The organism is Streptococcus halotolerans, assembly GCF_001598035.1.
GTDB lineage: Bacteria > Bacillota > Bacilli > Lactobacillales > Streptococcaceae > Streptococcus > Streptococcus halotolerans.
The window spans coordinates 1,773,021-1,792,970 of sequence record NZ_CP014835.1 but is presented as its reverse complement, the minus strand read 5'-3'; the positions used below and the strand labels follow the sequence as shown (position 1 = coordinate 1,792,970).

Annotated in this window: 13 protein-coding genes and 3 pseudogenes; 3 read left to right on the top strand and 13 right to left on the bottom strand. The window is 41.4% G+C overall.

What is annotated here, in order from left to right; genetic code table 11:
- Positions 1–6: 6 nt before the first annotated feature.
- Positions 7–1,332 carry a uracil-xanthine permease family protein gene (locus A2G56_RS08180; protein ID WP_062711338.1) on the bottom strand — a complete coding sequence of 442 codons (1,326 nt, stop codon included), beginning with the start codon at positions 1,330–1,332 and terminating at the stop codon, positions 7–9.
- A gap of 910 nt (positions 1,333–2,242) precedes the next feature.
- Here A2G56_RS08180 and def point away from each other — a divergent pair.
- Positions 2,243–2,857: a peptide deformylase gene (def, locus tag A2G56_RS08175; RefSeq protein ID WP_062711335.1), complete on the top strand. Its 615-nt coding sequence runs from the start codon at positions 2,243–2,245 to the stop codon at positions 2,855–2,857.
- 40 nt (positions 2,858–2,897) lie between these two features.
- Here def and A2G56_RS08170 read toward each other — a convergent pair whose 3' ends face one another.
- Positions 2,898–3,887: a lipoate--protein ligase gene (locus A2G56_RS08170; RefSeq protein ID WP_062711332.1), complete on the bottom strand. Its 990-nt coding sequence runs from the start codon at positions 3,885–3,887 to the stop codon at positions 2,898–2,900.
- A 618-nt stretch (positions 3,888–4,505) separates the two neighbouring features.
- Here A2G56_RS08170 and A2G56_RS10695 point away from each other — a divergent pair.
- A pseudogene (locus A2G56_RS10695) lies at positions 4,506–4,652 on the top strand (ISL3 family transposase); the annotation flags it as partial.
- A gap of 107 nt (positions 4,653–4,759) precedes the next feature.
- Here A2G56_RS10695 and lpdA read toward each other — a convergent pair.
- From lpdA to tgt, 11 genes and pseudogenes are all read right to left on the bottom strand, one after another.
- Positions 4,760–6,523 (bottom strand): dihydrolipoyl dehydrogenase, encoded by a 1,764-nt coding sequence (gene lpdA, locus A2G56_RS08165; RefSeq protein ID WP_062711329.1) that lies wholly within the window; start codon positions 6,521–6,523, stop codon positions 4,760–4,762.
- 165 nt (positions 6,524–6,688) lie between these two features.
- A pseudogene (locus A2G56_RS08160) lies at positions 6,689–7,759 on the bottom strand (dihydrolipoamide acetyltransferase); the annotation flags it as partial.
- 80 nt (positions 7,760–7,839) lie between these two features.
- Positions 7,840–8,083 (bottom strand): annotated as a pseudogene (locus A2G56_RS11205) (biotin/lipoyl-containing protein); the annotation flags it as partial.
- A 111-nt stretch (positions 8,084–8,194) separates the two neighbouring features.
- Positions 8,195–9,193 carry an alpha-ketoacid dehydrogenase subunit beta gene (locus tag A2G56_RS08155; protein ID WP_062711322.1) on the bottom strand — a complete coding sequence of 333 codons (999 nt, stop codon included), beginning with the start codon at positions 9,191–9,193 and terminating at the stop codon, positions 8,195–8,197.
- A 26-nt stretch (positions 9,194–9,219) separates the two neighbouring features.
- Positions 9,220–10,188: a thiamine pyrophosphate-dependent dehydrogenase E1 component subunit alpha gene (locus tag A2G56_RS08150; protein WP_062711320.1), complete on the bottom strand. Its 969-nt coding sequence runs from the start codon at positions 10,186–10,188 to the stop codon at positions 9,220–9,222.
- A gap of 489 nt (positions 10,189–10,677) precedes the next feature.
- Positions 10,678–11,226, bottom strand: a complete 549-nt coding sequence (locus tag A2G56_RS08145; protein WP_062711316.1) for an NADPH-dependent FMN reductase — start codon at positions 11,224–11,226, stop codon at positions 10,678–10,680.
- Positions 11,227–11,364: 138 nt separating this feature from the next.
- Complete coding sequence (locus A2G56_RS08140; protein ID WP_062711313.1) at positions 11,365–11,793, bottom strand: MarR family winged helix-turn-helix transcriptional regulator; 429 nt, start codon at positions 11,791–11,793, stop codon at positions 11,365–11,367.
- Positions 11,794–11,939: 146 nt separating this feature from the next.
- Positions 11,940–16,340, bottom strand: coding sequence for a PolC-type DNA polymerase III (locus A2G56_RS08135; RefSeq protein ID WP_062711310.1), 4,401 nt, complete (start codon positions 16,338–16,340; stop codon positions 11,940–11,942).
- A 98-nt stretch (positions 16,341–16,438) separates the two neighbouring features.
- The gene (locus tag A2G56_RS08130; protein WP_062711307.1) at positions 16,439–16,972 is read right to left on the bottom strand and encodes a biotin transporter BioY; all 534 of its coding nucleotides are present in this window, start codon (positions 16,970–16,972) and stop codon (positions 16,439–16,441) included.
- Positions 16,959–17,282 (bottom strand): CHY zinc finger protein, encoded by a 324-nt coding sequence (locus A2G56_RS10350; protein ID WP_082785131.1) that lies wholly within the window; start codon positions 17,280–17,282, stop codon positions 16,959–16,961. The genes A2G56_RS08130 and A2G56_RS10350 overlap by 14 nt, the downstream gene beginning before the upstream one ends.
- Positions 17,283–17,607: 325 nt before the next feature.
- Positions 17,608–18,750: a tRNA guanosine(34) transglycosylase Tgt gene (tgt, locus tag A2G56_RS08125; protein WP_062711304.1), complete on the bottom strand. Its 1,143-nt coding sequence runs from the start codon at positions 18,748–18,750 to the stop codon at positions 17,608–17,610.
- 297 nt (positions 18,751–19,047) lie between these two features.
- Between tgt and A2G56_RS08120 the strand changes: the two genes are divergently transcribed.
- Entirely contained in the window at positions 19,048–19,866 is an 819-nt protein-coding gene (locus tag A2G56_RS08120; RefSeq protein WP_062711301.1) for a DUF975 family protein, read from the top strand.
- The last annotated feature ends 84 nt before the right edge of the window (positions 19,867–19,950 follow it).

The window sequence follows — 19,950 nt, the reverse complement described above, 5'->3', positions numbered from 1 at the left end:
TAAAGCTTAGTTTTCTTTAGACGCTGCTGGTAAGACTAAATTGAGCACAACACCAACAATAGCACTGAGAGCTGTTCCTGATAAGGTTAAAGAGCCTAAATCAAGCACCGCACCACCAAGTCCAAGAACAAGCATGGCACTCGCAATGATAAGGTTACGTACTTGGCCAAAATCCACGCGACGCTCGATTAGAACTTTCAATCCGTTGCTAGCAATAACGCCATAGAGAAGGATTGACATCCCACCAAGAACTGCATTGGGAATTGTTGAGATCAAGGCTGTGAATTTCCCAAAGAATGAAAAGGCGATAGCGATAAGGGCTGCATTTCGAATAACAGACACTGAAGCAATCCGAGTCATCCCGATAACGCCAGTATTCTCACCGTAAGTCGTATTGGCTGGTCCACCGATAAAGGCAGATACTGCTGTCGCTACACCATCACCAACCAAGGTCCGTTTGAGGCCTGGCTCTTTAAGGTATTGACGACCCGTAATTTGACCAAGCACGGTATGGTCTCCAATATGCTCCGCAATAGTTACAACTGCAATCGGAAGAATAGCTAACATTTCAGGACCAAAGTACATCTCATAAGATTTGAAGACACCTGTTTTAAAAGGGAGGTAGAATTGTGGCACTTCAAACCAAGCCGCATCTGTCACTGGCTTAAAGTCAACCAGACCAAGTAGCGCTGCTAAAATGTAACCGCCGATAATCGCGAAGAGAAAGGGAATGATTTTGATAAAACCTCTACCGCTGGTATTGATGAACGCTGCAATCAAGAAAGTGACAAATGCAACCAAGATATGGCGCCAATCTGCGTCATCAACAAAACCGGCATTAGTAACTGCCGAACTCGCCAAGCCAAGACCGATAACAATAATCATCGGACCAATAACAATAGGTGGCAAGAGCTTGTCAATCCAAGAGGTTCCAACGAGTCGAACCAAACCTGCTATAAGCACGTAAATGAGACCAACAAAGAAGACACCTGTTTGTGCTGCGGAAATATCGCCTCCCATAGCCTTCATGGCTGTGGCCATTGCGGTGATGTAGGCAAATGACGACCCCAAATAAACTGGTACCTTAAATTGGGTAGCCACTTGGTAAATCAAGGTCCCAACCCCTGATGCAAAAAGAGCTACAGAGACTGGCATACCTAAGATTAGGGGAACCAATATCGTGGCGCCAAACATCGCAAAAACGTGCTGGAAACTGAGAAGAAGCCCTTTTCCAAAGGCTGGACTCTCATTAACATCTAACAGTAAATCAACTTTATGAAGGTCTACATCGATGACGGAATGATCGTCAGCGACGGAATGATTGTGTGACATATTTCCTCTTTCTCTGGGTATACAAAAAGTCATATCCTTGACGAATACAACTCCTTTTGCCTACACAAAAGGACCCAGCTATCTAATATAGTCATAGGCCCTCAAATATTATACTCTAAAAACACATCCGTCATGGTAGTTGAATGATTTTCGAGTTTTCTTTGATGTCTTTTTCACCTCACGGGATGAATTTAAAAACCTACGCTTTAAGTATTTTAGCATAAGCTCATTTAAAAAGCTACCATTTTTTCTAAAATAAACTCATTAAACTGAACGAGTGCGCAGTTGGAAGGTCTCTTATCAGGTAATGTTTCAGGTCAAAGCTGCTAAGGTTTTTTGATTGAGATTCCTGATGAAAGGAGCATTGAGATTGCCGTTAGCAAACTTACACTCTTCGAAACTCAAAAGCAGACATTGGTTGACTTGATTTGATGACCTTCCCTTCTATCTGCATCGGCGTCGCCTAGTCTGATTGTCATTGAGTATTAAATGGGTTCGAAATGCCCCTAACCCAATCCCTAAAACGAGGGCAAGAGATGTGACCAACCATTTTCGGTCCCAACTTTTGACTGTCACAAGAGTTTTCATTCTCGATGCGGCAGCTAATCCCAGCAAAATCCCTAGCATCACTTAGCTCTGGCTGTGGCATGATAGCAAGTAATGCTACTATTTCAAAAATACCCAGAATGGTAAAAGCAAGCTAGCCATAACTATGGAAAGATAAGTATCCTGTTTCCCTAACAATAATAACTCATTTTAATAAAGCCATCGTGACTTGTTAAGTTTAATGGCCAATCATTTTATCTAAAGCCGCTTTTTTTCTGCGTGTGACCAAAACTTTAATTGACTTTCATTTTATGATATAGTAAAAGGTGCGAAATCTATCTATAAATCTAGTAAAGGAAATCTTATGTCACCTATTGAAAAAATAACTAAAGCCCCTCATTTGATTGATATGAATGATATTATCCGTGAAGGAAACCCCACGCTTCGTGCAAAAGCCGAAAGTGTTACGTTTCCATTATCAGACCAAGAGGTTATTCTTGGTGAAAAGATGATGCAATTTTTGAAACACTCACAAGATCCTGTTATGGCTGAAAAACTAGGACTTCGTGCTGGTGTTGGTTTGGCCGCACCACAATTGGACATTTCTAAACGTATCATCGCTGTTTTAGTACCAAATCCAGAAGATGAAGAGGGCAATCCTCCTAAGGAAGCCTACAGTCTCCAAGAAGTGATGTACAATCCTAAAATTGTCTCACATTCTGTTCAGGACGCTGCGCTGGCGGATGGTGAAGGTTGTCTATCTGTTGACCGAGCTGTTGAAGGTTATGTCGTTCGTCATTCCCGTGTCACTGTGGAATATTTTGATAAAGATGGTCAAAAACATAAAGTCAAACTCAGAGGTTACAATTCTATCGTTGTACAACACGAAATAGACCATATCAACGGCATCATGTTCTACGATCGTATCAACCCAGATAATCCATTTGCTGTCAAAGACGATATGTTGATTCTTGAATAAAAAAAATCATCTCCTTTTTCGGAGATGATTTTTTTGATGATTAAGCCACAATCGCTTTAGCGACTTCTTCAGTTGTCATGCGTGAGAAGTATTGTGTCGTATCAATGGTTTGCAATTTTGCTAGAATATCTTTGTACTCGTAGCGAGTGCCGACTAGAAGTTCTTCGATGTCTTTAGCTGGTTTAACACCAAAGAAATCTCCGTAAATCGTTAACCCTTCAATGATTGAGTTTTGAACGTTTGCATAAGTTGTGATTTTACCAGCTGGATAACGGACAGCGCGTGAAACAGTGTATTCTGGTGATGATCCAAAGATCCATTCCCATGTATTGAACTGCTCCTCATACGATTTTTGGATAGCTGCCAATTCTTCATCTGAAAAGACATACTCTGTCATGTCAGGGTATTCTTCTTTCATTTGATCCAAAAGAGCCTCTTGGAATTCCAAAATAGTCATTTTTTCTGGCAATTCATTATTAATATTTGTCACACGAGAACGAACTGACTTAACACCTTTAGACTCAATTTTATCCTTACTTACTTTTAGAGCATCTCCCAAGACCGTCATGTCGACATCAAAAAGAAGGCAACCGTGGTGCATCATGCGACCTTTGTGGTAGGCTTGAGCATTTCCAGCGATTTTTTTACCATCAATCTCAAGATCATTGCGACCTGAAAATTCAGCTTTTACCCCTAATTTTGCCAAGGTATCAATAACTGGTTTTGAAAATGTCTCGAAATCAAAAGAGCCTTCCCCAACTTTGTTAGAAATAATAGTGTAGTTAAGGTTATTTAAGTCGTGGTAAACAGCACCTCCACCTGACAAACGGCGAGCAATATGAATACCGTTTGCATCAGTGTATTCTTTGTTGATTTCTTCGATAGCATTTTGATGACGACCGATGATAATAGCTGGCTCATTGATCCAGAGAATGAACAATTCATCCTCATCAACTAATTCGCGAAAAGCATAAGCTTCAAGAGCAATATTGTAATGTGGGTTGTTACTGGTATTGACAATATATTTCATCGAAAAACTCCTTTATGTTAGCTAATTTGCGTGTGCAAAAATATACCTTTTTAGTATAATGCAAACGCTAGCAAATAACAAGATTTTGATTTCCTTATGCCAGAAAACTATACAATAACAGATGCTAGTCAGCAAGAACACTGGTTATTAAAAAAATCATTAGACAAATCAACCATGATTTAGTTGATATTTTCTCACCCTTTTGATGCTCTTTATAATACCGATTCCTCGGCTATATTACTTACTGATTACCACAATGATCAATGCACGCTATATTTTCTTAAAAAATCCAGGTGAGTAAAAATAGTTCTTCTAACACCAAACGATTTTATCACGATTGTCCTCGATTGGGGTTATCCCTCTTCTTACTAAGATTTTTGAGTCATTCATACTCTAAAGAAATCAAACACTAACTGATCATGGACTTATGAAACTAACGAACTCATACATGAATGACTTAACAACTTATTAAAGTCATTAAGCGAAATGCTTTTGACTTTAGGAAGATGAAAACCTCAAAAATGGATTTATCTTGCTTTGAAGAAAACACACGATAGAGCCAAGCCGATTCTCGCTCGTTGTTAGCTATAAGTCAACCCACTGCAATTGACAGAGAGCCTTAATATCCTTGAACTTTCTTACTCAAACACTAAACTAGAGACAACCAACAACCTCATCAAACTCATGAAGGGCAATGCTTTTGATTTTCAGAACTTTGACAGCATGAAAAAAGAGAAGATCAATCTGATCTTCTCTATATATTAGCTTTTCATCTAGCCACTCCAGTTGATAAAGAGCCATTTATGATTTAGACGAAACACTATGTAGTCGCCTTTTTTGTCAATTACTTCAGTAATTAGATAAGAATAGGCTTATTTACGTTTTGGTGGGTTATGAATAGCTTCGCCCAATACGTCAGCAAAGGCTTCGTACATCACTTCTGAGAAGGTTGGGTGTCCATGAATGGAAAGAAGAAGTTCATCTACTGTCAATTCATTTTCCATGATAGTAGCCGCTTCATTAATCATTTCAGCTGCTGCTGGACCAATGATATGAACACCAAGAATTTCATGGTACTTAGCGTCTGCGATAACTTTAACAAAACCTTGGTCTTCGTTAGAAGCAATAGCACGTCCGTTACCAGTAAAGCTGTTTTTACCGATAAGAATGTCACCATATTTAGCACGAGCATCTTCTTCAGTTATACCAACCATGGCAACTTCTGGATGGGTGTAAACAGCAGCTGGTGTGAACTCAAGGTTTGCTTTACGAACTTTACCATGGATGGCATTTTCAGCGGCAACTTCACCCATACGATAGGCAGCGTGTGCAAGCATTTTAGTTCCGTTAATATCACCTGGGGCATAGATACCAGAAATGGATGTTTCTTGATACTCATCAACTTTGATACGGTTGCGTTCCATTTCAAGGTTAAGGTTTTCAAGTCCATTCATTTGTGGCACGCGACCAATTGAAAGAAGAGCTTTCTCAGCAACAACTTCTGAACCATCATTAAGTTTCAATGTCAATTGGTTGTTAGCTTCAACAATTTCTTCAACACCAACAGATGTCTTGATGTTCATGCCCTTCTTAGTAAGGATTTTTTGAAGTTCAAGTGAAACTTCTTTATCCATAGCAGGGATAATACGGTCAGCCATTTCAATAACAGTTACTTCAACACCGTATGAAGCCCATACAAGACCAAGTTCGATACCAACAACACCACCACCCATAACAGCAAGTGATTTTGGCATTTCACGAAGATCAAGAATATCATCAGATGTTAAAACAAGTTTAGAATCAATTCCTGGAATATTGATACGTGAAACTTTTGATCCTGTTGCTAGGATAATGTTACGTCCTTTGATTGTTTCTGAACCAATAGTAACAGTTTTATCAGGATTAACTTGTCCAAGTCCGTTGAACATGGTTACTTTGTTGGCCTTAAGAAGACCTGCCACACCACCTGTTAATTTCTTAACAACAGAGTTTTTGAAATCAACAGTTTTATCCATGTCGATAGTGTAGTTGGTTGAAGCAAGGTTAATACCACGACCTGCTGCATGTTTGATGCCATCAAGGATTTCAGCATTTTTGAGGTAAGTCTTAGTTGGGATACATCCTACATTCAAGCAAGTTCCACCAAATTCTGATTTTTCAACGATGGCAATTTTGCCACCAAGTTGAGCACCTCGAATAGCCGCATAGTAACCTGCAGGGCCACCACCAACAACGATAATATCGTATTCGTTATCAGCGAGCGGTGCTTTTTCAGCAGCTGGAGAAGCTTCTTGAGCTGGTGCTTTTGGCACTTCAAGACCTGCAGCTTCAAGATCTTCAGTAGTACGAGCAACGTCAACATCCGATGCCGCTGATGAAGCTACTTCAACTTCCTCACCAGCCTCACCAATGTAACCGATTGTTTCTGTTACAGGTACTGTTTCGCCAGCTTGACGAGTGATTTTCAAGAGAACACCTGAGTCTTCTGCTTCGATTTCCATGTTTGTTTTATCAGACATGATTTCAAGAAGAACATCACCTTCAGCGACAGTGTCACCTTCAGCTTTTTTCCACTCGATGATTTCACCCTCGGCCATATCAACACCGAGTTTTGGCATAATAATTTCAACAGCCATTATTGATTTCCTTTCGTAAGATACATTGGGGTATGTGAGAGAAGCGATCGCTTATTAGTCTCACTGAGACCAATAAGTCTGCAAAGCTAGAACGCCCGACTCTCTTTTCAACCCATTTTAGTTTTAGTTCAAAGTAGATTAAATGAATGAACGCTATTGACCTGATCAGATAAGCAATTCAAATGGATTTTCCATCAAGTTCTTGAGGTCAACCATGAATTTAGCCCCATTCATACCATCAACCAAACGGTGGTCAATTGTCAAACACATTGCCATGATTGGGCGCGCAACAATTTCCCCATCAACAACAGTTGGTGTTGGGATGGTAGCACCGACACCAAGGATCGCTGAGTTAGGTTGGTTAATGATTGGGTTAAAAGTCTTGGTTCCAAACATACCCAAGTTTGTGATTGAGAAGGTTGAGCCAGACATTTCAGCCGCTTTTAATTTACCGCTTTGAGCTTTCTTGATAACGTCTTTTGAAGCAAGAACAAAGTCTGACAAGCTCATCTTATCTGCACCATGAACAACTGGGACGATAAGACCATCGTCAAGACCTACGGCAATACCAAGGTTAACAAAACGGTGAAGTTCAATATCGTTAGCATCATTGATAAGAGAGGCATTCAAGTATTCATGCTCAGGTTTCATCAATGTTTTAACCACTGCCATACCAATCAAGTCGGTAAAGCTGACTTTAAGTCCTGTCTTAGCCATGATTGGGTCGATGAGTTTCTTACGAAGCGCCATCATTTCAGTCATGTCAATGTCATAGTTAAGCGTAAACGTAGGCGCTGTGAGGTAAGAGTTTGTCATACCTTTCGAGATTGCCTTACGCATAGCTGACATTGGTTTGTGTTCAACACCTTCAGGAAGTTCAACCACTTTTTCTTCTTTAGCAGGTGCTGACTCCTCGGCTTTAGCTGGCTTAGCAGCAGCAAGTGCCGCTAATACGTCTGCTTTCTTAACCTTACCGGCAAATCCAGAACCTGTGATAGTAGCCAAATCAAGTCCTTCTGCTTCAGCCATCTTGCGAGCCAGTGGTGTCGCTTTTGGTTGGGCATCTTTGAAGTTTTCAACATCTTGGGCATGAACACGTCCTTTAGGACCAGAACCAGGAACAAGTCCTAAGTCAACACCTTGTTCACGAGCTGCTTTACGAGCTGCAGGTGTTGCCCGAACTTTAGCTCCTTTTCCTTGGGGTGCAGCCACAGGGGCTGGAGTTGGACTAGCTGCTGGAGCAGATGCTTGCGCTTCTTTTGTTGAACTTGCTTCCTCTGCGGGTGCAGAAGTTGTTTCTGCAGCCTCTGTAATTTCTTCACCGGCTTCACCAATATAACCAATTGTTTCGGTTACAGGTACCGTTTCACCAGCTTGGCGAGTAATTTTCAAGAGAACACCTGAATCTTCTGCTTCGATTTCCATGTTCGTCTTGTCTGACATAATCTCAAGGAGAACATCACCTTCGGCGACCGTATCACCTTCGGCTTTTTTCCATTCGATGATTTCACCTTCAGCCATGTCAACACCGAGTTTCGGCATAATAATTTCGACAGCCATAGTATTCCTTTCCTAGAATATTTGGGAATTAGTCCCTTATTTCGTAAAAATAGATAAGAGGGACCGGGAATCATTCCTCATTTCCCTTCTTATCTTAACAAATTATCGTGATTAGTTACCGTTGTTAGCCATCTTGCGAATAGCTTCTTTGATTTTCTCGACATCTGGTAAGATTGCTTGTTCAAGAACACGCGCATAAGGCACAGGCACATCTTCTGAAGCCAAACGAACGATTGGATGATCAAGGTAATCAAAAGCTTCGCTTTCAGTTACTTTAGTAGCGATTTCACCAATGAAGCCACCAGTCTTATAAGCATCGTTAACAAGCATCAATTTGCCGGTTTTCTTAACAGAATCAACAATCATATCCAAATCAAGTGGAATCAAAGTACGTGGGTCAACCACTTCAACATCAATACCTTCTTCTGCAACTTCCTCTGCTGCTTGGAGAACGCGTTCTAACATACGTCCATAAGAAACGATGGTAAGGTCTTTACCTTCACGTTTGATGTCACCTTTTCCAAGTGGAATATAAAAGTCTGGATCTTGATTAACTTCTTCTTTTTTACCATAAAGTGCTTTTGGCTCCATAAAGATAACAATATTGTTATCTTGAATAGAAGATTTCAAAAGTCCTTTTGCTTCGTTAGCATTTCCTGGAGCAACAACCTTAATCCCTGGGATGTGAGTCAACCAAGCTTCTAGTGATTGTGAGTGTTGCGCTGCAGAGCCGATACCTGAACCTGATGCTACACGGAAAGTCACCGGTGTTTTAAGTCCACCACCAAACATGTAATTGTTTTTAGCACCGTTATTGACGATAGCATCCATCATGATAGTGATAAAGTCCATGAAGGTAACGTCAACGATTGGGCGCAGACCAGTGATGGCTGCTCCAATTGCCGCACCTGAAATAGCAGCTTCTGAGATTGGTGTATCTTTAACACGTTTCGCACCGAATTCTTCAAGCATTCCAACCGAAGTCCCGAAGTCACCACCATAAATACCAACGTCTTCACCAATAAGGAAGATGTTGTCGTCTTTACGCATTTCTTCAGACATAGCAAGGTTTACGGCTTCACGTAATGCCATTAATTTTGTTTCAGTCATTATTTATTTCCTCTACCTTTCTATCCTTAGTCTACCCATACATCTTCAAAGGCTACCGAAAGCTCTGGGAATGGGCTGTTTTCAGCAAATTCGTAAGCTTCATCAACTTCTGCTTTAACTTGCTCTTGGATAGCATCTAATTCTTCATCTGTCGCAATACCTTCTTCAGTCAAATAAGCACGGTATTTAAGCATTGGGTCTTTTTCTTTCCACTCAGCAACTTCTTCTTTAGAACGGTATTTACCAGCATCAGAAGTAGAGTGACCAAACCAACGGTAAGATTCAACCTCAACGATAGCAGGACCATTGCCGCCACGTACGTGTTCTACGGCTTTGCCCATTGTTTCGTAGACAGCTAAAACATCGTTACCGTCTTCACAGTAGAATCCTGGAATGCCATAGGCTTCGGCACGAGTATAGAGGTGAGGCGTGTTGGTTGCTTTAGTGATATCCATAGAGATACCATAACGGTTGTTAATGATAAAGAAGATAACAGGTAATTTCCATGTCGCTGCCATGTTAACTGACTCATGGAATGAACCTTCGTTAGTAGCACCATCCCCTGAGAAAGCAACAGCAATGTTGCCAGTTTCTTTATATTGTTGTGTAAGGGCTGCGCCAGTAGCTAGAGCAAATCCACCACCAACGATACCATTGGTTCCGTAGTTACCTTTTTCAAAGTCTGCCAAGTGCATTGATCCACCACGACCTTTTGAAACACCTGTCGCTTTACCAGCAAGTTCAGCCATCATCCCTTTAAGGTCCATATCTTTAGCAATTGATTGACCATGACCACGGTGATTAGAGAAGATAAGATCGTCGTAACTCAAGTGGGCAACAGCGCCAACATTGGCTGCTTCTTCACCAACTGAAAAGTGAGTCATCCCTTGAACAAAACCGCGACGAACGAGTTTGTTGATACGCATATCAAATTCACGAATACGTTCCATTTTCAAAAACATATCCATATGTTGTTCTTTAGACAAAGTAACCATACTGTCCTCCAATAATATATTTATCATCCTTCATACTAACGCAATTATTCACAATTTGCAAGAAAATGAACCGCTTTCTATCCTATAACAGTCCACTTTTGACTTATTTTAAGTTAGTGATTTCACAAACTTTTTTATTCCTATTCTATACTCTATTAATGACAAATAAAGCCTCGTTTTCATGAGACTCAGACGACAGAGAACGCTTCAAAACGATAGTGATATTTAATGAAAGTCAAAAGCAGACTAGGCGACTCTGATGCAGATCGACCTAAAGTTCACCAAATCAAGTCAAGGACGTCTGCTTTTTATTTTCCAATAATCTGAAAGAAATCCTATCAGACTGGATAAGGTCACTGAAGCCCTTGAACAATCAACGTAATAATCTTTTGATGACTTTTAATGTCCCAAATAAAAAAGGTTAAAGAAAACACCCAAAATGGATATTTTCTTTAACCTTGGTTTCGTTTTATATGAGACTGCCAGAGATTATGAATTGATGGCAGCAAGAAGGGCTTCGATTTGTTTGTCCAATGCTGCTAAAACTTCTTCTGTTGCAAGGAATTTACCGTCCACCCATGCTGAATCGTTAACGGTTGCCGTTGTAAAGTGATCCACAAGGTTCGTACGGATGAATGGAAGAAGGGAACGGTATTGGTCACCAGCTTGCTCATGTCCACCATTAGCAACCAATGAAACAGTTGTTACTTTATCGTGAAGCACAGATTCTGCAGCAGGATTTGCTGGATCTAACGAACGTGACAACCAGTCAAGAAGATTTTTCACTGTACCTGGCATAGCAAAATTATAAACAGGTGAGAAGAACCAGATAGCATCTGAATCTTGAACAGCCTCACGTGCTTTAGCAACTGCAGCTGGCACTGCCGCTTCTAAATCTTGTGAGAAAACAGGAACATCGGAGTAGTTAAGGTAAGTCACAGTTGCCTTACCTTCAAGAGCTTTTTCAGCCAATTCAGCCATTTGGTGGTTAAATGATCCTTGACGTAGTGAACCAACGACAAATAAAATGTTTTTCATGTCTTTTTTCCCCTTTGAAAAATGTTTTTAGTATTAGTCATGATAATCGCAACGATTACTTCTAGTTAGTAACAAAATATTACTATGTCGTTATAATACCAGACCATTTTTCCTATGTAAAGAAAAAAGTACTATCTATTACAAATTTTTAAATTTCTTCAAAAGGTCTATGAGTTGTAGCTGCTCTTTTTCTGTTAACACTGAAAATGACTCTTCCACACGCGCAATATGCTCGGGTAACACCGTTTCAATCAACTGGCGCCCCTCGTCCGTCAGACCAATCACATAGGCGCGTTTGTCATTATCATCTCGACGACGATAAATCCAGCCATTTCGGCCCATGTTTTTTAACACCACGGTCATATTTCCTGATGTAGCAAGGATAGAGTCAATCAACTTGCTGATATTCATCTCCCCCTTAGTGTGAAGCACATCTAGCACGCTAAATTGTGTCGGTGTGATCTGGTGTTTCTTAAAAACACTTGAACCAAAGGCATCTAGAGTTCTCTCCGCCTTACGGAAAACGACCATGGCCTTCAGGGCTGTATTACTATCCAGTCTACTCATCATAATCTCCTTTAATATTTTTCCTAGGCTAGTTAGTGCCATCATATCATCAGAAGACCTATTTGGTCAAGAAAAAACAGGAGTTGAAAGACTTCAAACCCCTGTTCTGATAACGTTTTTTAATCTTTGGATATCATCTGATTATTCTAAGCAAAGAAATCATCAAATAAACTTAGCTGGTTATCTTCTGGAAGATTACCAAGAATGCCCATATCAGACATTTTTTCTACTAAAGTAGATGATAGACCACCGCGTTTGCGAAGTTCGGTTTTAGAAAGGAATTCCCCGTCCTTACGAGCACGTACAACTTGTCTAGCAACGTTCTCGCCGAGACCCTCAAGAGCTACAAATGGCGGAATTAAAGTGTCTCCATCAATGATGAACTCAGTAGCGTCACTGCGATAGAGGTCTAACTTACCAAACTGGTAACCGCGTTCTAACATCTCGTTGACCAATTCAAGCGTTGTGAAAAGGTCATTTTCGACATTGCTTGCTTCATTACGCTGTTTCTTCTCAGTAATATCCTTCATGCGAGCTTTAACAGCTGTCAATCCCCCGCTCATAGTCTTGAGTTCAAAAGCTTTGGCACGAATAGAGAAATAAGCACAGTAATAATAAAGAGGATGATGAACTTTGAAGTAGGCCACACGAAGCGCCATCAGCACGTAGGCTGCCGCATGGGCTTTAGGGAACATGTACTTGATTTTTCCACAAGATTCAATATACCAATCTGGCACATTATTATCGCGCATAGCCTGGATATAACCATTGCGCTCTTCCTCAGGAATCTTCAGCCACAAGCCCTTACGCACCCGCTCCATAATCGTAAAGGCCATCTTAGGCTCGAGCCCTTGGTGCATGAGATAAACCATGATATCATCTCGACACCCGATAACAGTCGAAAGGTCAGCTATCCCTTGTTTAATCAAGTCTTGCGCATTTCCCAGCCAAACGTCTGTTCCATGGGATAATCCTGACAGCTGAAGCAATTCCGCAAAGGTTGTCGGGCGTGTTTCATTGACCATGCCTCGAACGAAGTTCGTTCCAAATTCTGGAATCCCAAGCATCCCAGTAGGGGTACCAATTTGCTCCTCAGTCACTCCAAGGATTTCGGTCCCTGAAAAGAGTGCCATTACCCCAGGATCATCGGGTAGGATTTCCGACGGGTCAATACCAGACAAATCTTGGAGTTTTCGAATCATGGTCGGATCATCGTGTCCGAGAATATCGAGTTTCAAGATATTTTCATCAATATCATGGAAGTTAAAGTGGGTGGTTTGCCATTCGGCTGACGTATCATCAGCAGGGTACTGAACAGGAGTAAAATCATAAACATCCATATAATTAGGAATAACAACGATACCTCCTGGGTGCTGACCAGTGGTTCGCTTAACGCCAGCTGCCCCTTTGGCTAGCCGATCCACTTCTGCATCTCGGTAGAATTTTCCATAATCACGTTCGTATCCCTTAACAAATCCATAAGCCGTCTTGTCTGCTACAGTACCAACGGTTCCGGCACGAAAAGCATACTCTTCTCCAAAAATATCACGAACATCCAAATGAGCAGAGGGTTGGTCATCACCTGAGAAGTTGAGATCGATATCAGGAACCTTGTCCCCATCAAAGCCAAGAAAGGTTTCAAAGGGGATATCCTGACCGTCTTTTTTATACAAAGTACCACATTCAGGACAGTCTTTATTGGGCAGGTCATAACCTGAACCATAGGAACCGTCTGTGATAAATTCACTGTGTTGACAGTTAGGACAGACATAGTGCGGCGGCATAGGGTTAACCTCGGTAATCCCAATCATGGTCGCAACAAAGGAAGAACCGACAGAACCCCTAGAACCAACAAGGTAACCCCGTTCGTTAGAACGGTTAACCAACATCTGGGAGGCCAGATAAATCACCGCGAAACCATTCCCCAAAATAGAGGATAGTTCTTTTTCAATGCGCAGATCGATAATATCAGGCAGAGGATTGCCATAAACCTCAAAGGCTTTTTCATAAGTCAACTCAGCGACCGTCTCCTCAGCCCGATCAAGGTAAGGAGTGTAGAGGTCCCCTTTAACGACCTCAATCTCCTCAAAACGCTCCGCAAAAGCTTGAGTATTGGCGACAACCACCTGGTAAGCTAATTCTTTACCTAAAAAGGCAAACTCATCCAACATCTCATTGGTTGTTCTGAAGTGAGCCTTGGGGAGCGGTGCTGGCATCGCGCCCTCACCACGTCCGATGGTACGGTTGATCATAGCCCCCTGACCAAGGCTACGAACAATAATTTCACGGTAAATCTCTTCTTCAGGCTCGATATAATGAACATTTCCAGTAGCGAGAACTGGCTTGTCTAGACGCCTACCAACTTCGATGAGATTTTGAATGGCTTCTTGAATACCTGTCTCATCCTTGATGGTTCCTTGCGCTAGGAGAGGTGCGTAGATAGCCGGCGGCATGATTTCAATAAAATCATAATATTTAGCAACCTCAACAGCCGCATCGACCCCCTTGGTCAAGACAGCGTCAAAAACTTCACCTTCCGAACAAGCTGAGCCAAGCAACAAGCCCTCTCGGTGGTCGTTTAAGACTGTTCTGGGGATGCGGGCCACTCCCTCAAAATACTTAACATTAGATAGAGATACCAATTTGAAGATATTTTTGAGGCCAACTTGGTTTTGCACGTATATAGTCGCATGTTTGACCCTGGCCTTTTTATAAGAATCCTCTGCCACCAATTTGGTATTCAAATCAGTCATATCGGTGATGCCGTGGCGGTCCAAGACATCATTGATAAAAATAAAGAGTAAACGACCCGTTGCTTCCGCATCATAATTGGCCATGTGATGGTGTTCAAGGGCTACTTGGAATCGTTTGGTTAAGGGGCCCAAACCATGACGTTTGTATTCTGGATAGAGATTACGAGCAAATTCCAAGGTATCAATGACAGGTTGCGTAATCAATGGCAAATCATGACGGTCGTAATTGGCATTCATAAAGCCAACGTCGAAGGTGGCATTGTGGGCAACCAAGACGGTATCCTGACAGAAAGCTTGAAATTCTTCCAAAACTTGTTTTAATGGCTTAGAGCCTTGGACATGCTGGTCAGTAATCCCTGTTAATTCGGTTGTAAAGGCAGAGAGGGGATGACCTGGATCGATAAATTCATCAAACTGCTCGATGATATTACCCTTATGCATTTTTGAGGCTGCAATCTGAATTAAGTCATTGTTAACCGCTGACAATCCTGTTGTCTCCACATCAAAAACAACATAAGTAGCTTCTTTAAGCGGCATAGAGACTTCATTATATGTAATGGGCACACTATCTTCTACGATATTAGCTTCCATCCCAAAGATGGCTTTAATGCCTAACTTACGAGCGCGATGATAGCCATGAGGGAAACTCTGTACATTAGCATGATCAGTGATAGCAACGGCAGGATGGCCCCACTCCGCTGCTTTATCAATAAGCGATTCCACCGTTGGCAAAGCATCCATTGTTGACATATTGGTGTGAGCATGAAATTCCACACGTTTTTGGTCGTCTGGCATTAAGTCTTTGCGTGGTGTATGAGCAATTTCCTTAACCTGCTGAACAGTCATCGTCAAACTATTGGTAAAGCGGTTATTTTCGATATCTCCTTGGACACGGAGCCAGGCTCCCTTGGCAATCATGTCGTATTTTTTGAGCTCATCGTCATCTCTAGCCCATTTTTGCATAGCAAAACTTGACGTATAGTCTGTCATTTTGAAATTGATGATATGACGGCCAGTGCGTGTCGTTTTCTTCTCAACATCAAAAACCATCCCCTCAAAGGTAATACGATTTTCTTCAGTCTGAATATCAATCATTGGCGTGATGACAGCTTTTTCAAATCCAGCTTGGCGTTTAGCTGCTCTTTCTTTGTAGTCAAAAGCTGGAGAGGCTTTTGGTTCCTCTGGTGGAGGACCTGCAGCTTCTAAAGCCTTCTGTGCCTCAAGATTTTCCTGCGCAGCTTGCTCTAAGAGGGCCTCACGATTACTTTCAAAAGAGGACTTCAACTCCTCTGTCATAGCTTGGTCAGACACCACTTCAAATGTCAGATCACCAAAGCCGAACAAGGCAAATTGTTGGGCTAGTTTTGGGATATGATTCTTTTTAAAATGATCCTTGTCAGCGTATTCTGGTCCTGTAATGATAACTTTTTGCCCATCGTAGGCGACTTGCAATTTTGAAAAGGTAGCTTTAAAACCGGCACTGGCACAAAGAGGATGTTCAAAAGCTTCTTGATAATAAGCCTGCAAGAGCTCTCGATCAAATTCAGGATTGGGTACTTTAATATCAAAAGAAGCCTTGATGTCAGCATTCTTAAAGGTTGACACCAATCGCATCTCTAGTTCACGGTAAAGCGCGATTGGAAGAATGTGCTCAAATGAAAAATGAAACTCCCAACGACGACTGAGAGAATGTACCTTAACCTCGATAATATCGGCAGACGAAAAGGCCCTTGAACGACGATGTTCAAGCGGCATTTCGATTTGTTCCATGAGTTTTTCAAACAAGTCTGACATGATTTCTCCTTGATAATAACTGCTACTATTTTAACACAAAATCGAGGAGGACGACCATTAAAAAAAAGCTGGTGAACCAGCCTAAATTGTTCGTTATCCTAATCTAACCCGATCTGTTTCCTATATCGTATTCCAATCATAGTCGCTATAACAGCTTTGATGGTATCTCCTGGAATGAAAACCAAGTTTGACAAAAGTGAGGGAAGCAGCGCTGCATGAGTATAGTGTGCTAAGTAGATAGCACCGATGACATCCACGACCAAAACACCTGATAACCAGACAAGAGCAAAACTAACCAACGGTTGATCAAAAGGAAGTAGTCGACGTAGACCAGCCAACACAAGAGGCACAATTAACCATCCCATCACATAACCTGCCGTTGGACCAGCAAACACAACCAAAGTCGTGTTACCACCTGTAAATACTGGTAAGAACAAACCAAGAATGAAAAAAACAAGAATGGACAAGGTTCCTTTTTTAGGTCCTAAGAGAATAGCAGCTAACATAACTCCCATATTTTGAAGAACAATCGGAACAGGGATAAATCCTAATGGTAATGGTGGCATTAGTCCTAAAATAACAATCAAGGTTGCCATTAGGGCTATTTGAATAAGCGATTTAGTGCTCGTCATAGTGAGACTCCTTTGTAAAATAGAGATGATCATGAAGCTGACAGTTAGGATTAAAAGCAGATCCACAGTGTGGACAAGACCCAGACTTGTAGCCTATAAGGGGCAGATAAGTTTGACAAGCGCCACAAATAACAGGATAGCTTTCGTCACTTGAAGTAGCTTCAAAGGGATGACTTTCCATGGCATTATGGCACTTATAACAAGCATAATAAGACTGACAAGTCGCACACTTCAAAGCAACAATATCTAGTTCAGAGTGATAGTGTTGGCAACGGCTATTCTCATCTAGATTGATCCCCTTAAATAGCATAGTGTCCCTTTCCTAGGCTTCTACCGACTAGTTTAGCTCAGTCTTTTATTTGTGTCAACTGTTTTCAATGAACAAGTTTACACTTTTTGTGTTCTTTTGATAATCCAAACACCAGCTACTAAAATCCAGAGTATCGACCAAGCCCTTTAAGGGACAAAGAGAAGAAAACTGTTACATTAAATTACCAAGAAAGCAAGGCTTAGAAATGTTGTTTTCATAATCTTTCTGAGCCTTTTTATTTTTTAACACCAAAAAAGGCTGAAGACGATCGTCCTAAAAGGATTTCCTCTTCAACCTGCCCCCTTTACAGGGCTTGCTGCCACTGTTAGAAATTACGATTTGACTGATTGTAACCATAACGCTCTACAAAGTCTTCACGGAATTCAAGTAAATTATCATCCATGATGGCTTGGCGTACCTTCTTCATTAGATTGACCAAGAAGTAGAGATTATGGTAAGAGGTCAAGCGCATACCAAAGGTTTCATCAGCTTTGAGTAGGTGACGGAGGTAAGCACGCGTGTAATGTTGACAAGTATAACAATCACAGTCATGATCGAGCGGTGTGAAATCTTCGGCATACTTGGCATTTTTAACCACTAGACGACCTTCACTGGTCATGCAAGTTCCGTTACGAGCGATGCGTGTTGGAAGGACACAGTCAAACATATCAATCCCACGAATCACCCCATCAATCAAGCTATCTGGCGCTCCCACTCCCATTAAATAGCGAGGCTTATTTTCAGGCAAGAGCGGTGTGGTAAAGTCCAAGACAGCATTCATTTCTGCGTGGGATTCACCAACAGCCAAACCGCCAACAGAGTAACCAGCGAAATCCATGGCTACCAAATCCGCAGCCGACTGACGACGGAGGTCTTCAAAGCCAGCACCTTGTACAATCCCAAAGAGCCCTTGATCGTGAGGGCGGCGGTGGGCTTTTAGCCCCCGCTCTGCCCAGCGGCTAGTCCGTTCAATAGAATGTTTAACGTAATCGTAAGGTTGGTAAAATTGAGGACATTCATCAAAACTCATCATAATGTCTGACCCAAGGTTGTTCTGAATTGAGATTGCTTTCTCTGGAGAAAGGAACATTTTTGAGCCGTTCAAGTGGTTTTTAAAGGTTACTCCTTCTTCAGTGATATTGCGACTATCAGCCAATGAATAAACCTGAAATCCACCTGAATCCGTCAGGATAGCTTGGTCCCAATTCATAAACTTATGAAGGCCACCCGCTCGAGCAATCAGCTCATCACCAGGGCGCAACCAGAGGTGATAAGTATTAGAAAGGATAATACCTGAACCCATTTGCTTGAGTTCTTCTGGAGACTGCGTTTTGACCGTAGCCTGCGTACCAACTGGCATAAACATAGGCGTTGAGAAGGTTCCGTGTGGGGTTTCGATTTCTCCCAGACGGGCACCGGTGTGTTTTTCCGTCTTAATGAGACGGTATTTAATTGGATGTTCTGTCATATTGACTCCTTATTGTGTTACTCATTGAGTATTAATTTACTAGAAAAGACAGTCCTAGGGATGAGCTATGATTTAGAATGCCCAAAATGGCGATCGCAATCCTCTCACCCTGCACCATAACAAGTCAGCTATGCTATTTTACCAAATAAAGCGTTTTGTGTCAGTTACTTCTACTAAAAAATCTGCTTTTTGATCTAATGCTCAGGGATTTTCTGATGAAAACATTTTTCACGTATTTTATCTTATGTTATAATGTGCTCAACAGTTCCATAACACCCTTTTAGATTGGAGTCTTTTATGATAACAAGTATCAAACAACAAGCTAAGGCACTCTTGAAAAATCTGCCTGGTAAGTACGCTCTCTTTACACTACCGATTATTTTATCCATCGTTAACATTAGTGTTTCTTTTAGAGAAAGTTTCAGTGACACTAGCGGATCAGAATCGAGTATTGCTGTGACGTTTCCCACTTTAGTAACTTTTTTATTGGCCTTCTTTACCATCTCAGCTCTCTATACGATGCTGGAAGTGGTTCGTCAACAACGCAAATCTGTTGAATTTGGGGATTTAACGCAAAGTTTTTCTGGCAGTCGTTTCCCTAAATTATTGATAACACTTCTTGTTCGTAACCTATTACTACTACCATGGGCAATCCTTTTGGGATTAGGCTTAGGGCTAATGATAGGTATTCCTCTTGCAGCAGTTTCTAACCGTACTAACATGGGCGGCGTAGAACTGGTCATCATCCTAGTTGGCTTCATTTTGTTCCTCTTAGGTGCTGTTCTCAGCATCTGGAAATCTATGCAATACTCGCAAACAGAATTTATCATTTATGACCAAGTGGCTCAAAATCGTTACCAAGGACCGTTAGCAGCTATCAAAGAAAGCAAGCAACTGATGAAAGGTCATATTTTTGAACTATTCAAACTTTATTTGAGTTTTATCGGTTGGTTTTTCCTTGGGATACTCACTTTTGGTCTGATTTCAATCTACCTCTTGCCTTACTTCACGACGACTCGGTCAGTGTATTACCAATACCTACTAGAACAAAAGGATGCTGCAACTACGGAAGATGGAGCCATCCTTACCCAAGGATCGCCCTTTGATGTACACTAAGATACTCAATACGCTTCATACGCTTCGAAAATCAAAAACAGACCTTATTGACTGGATTTGATGACCGTCAGTTTTATCTGTGTC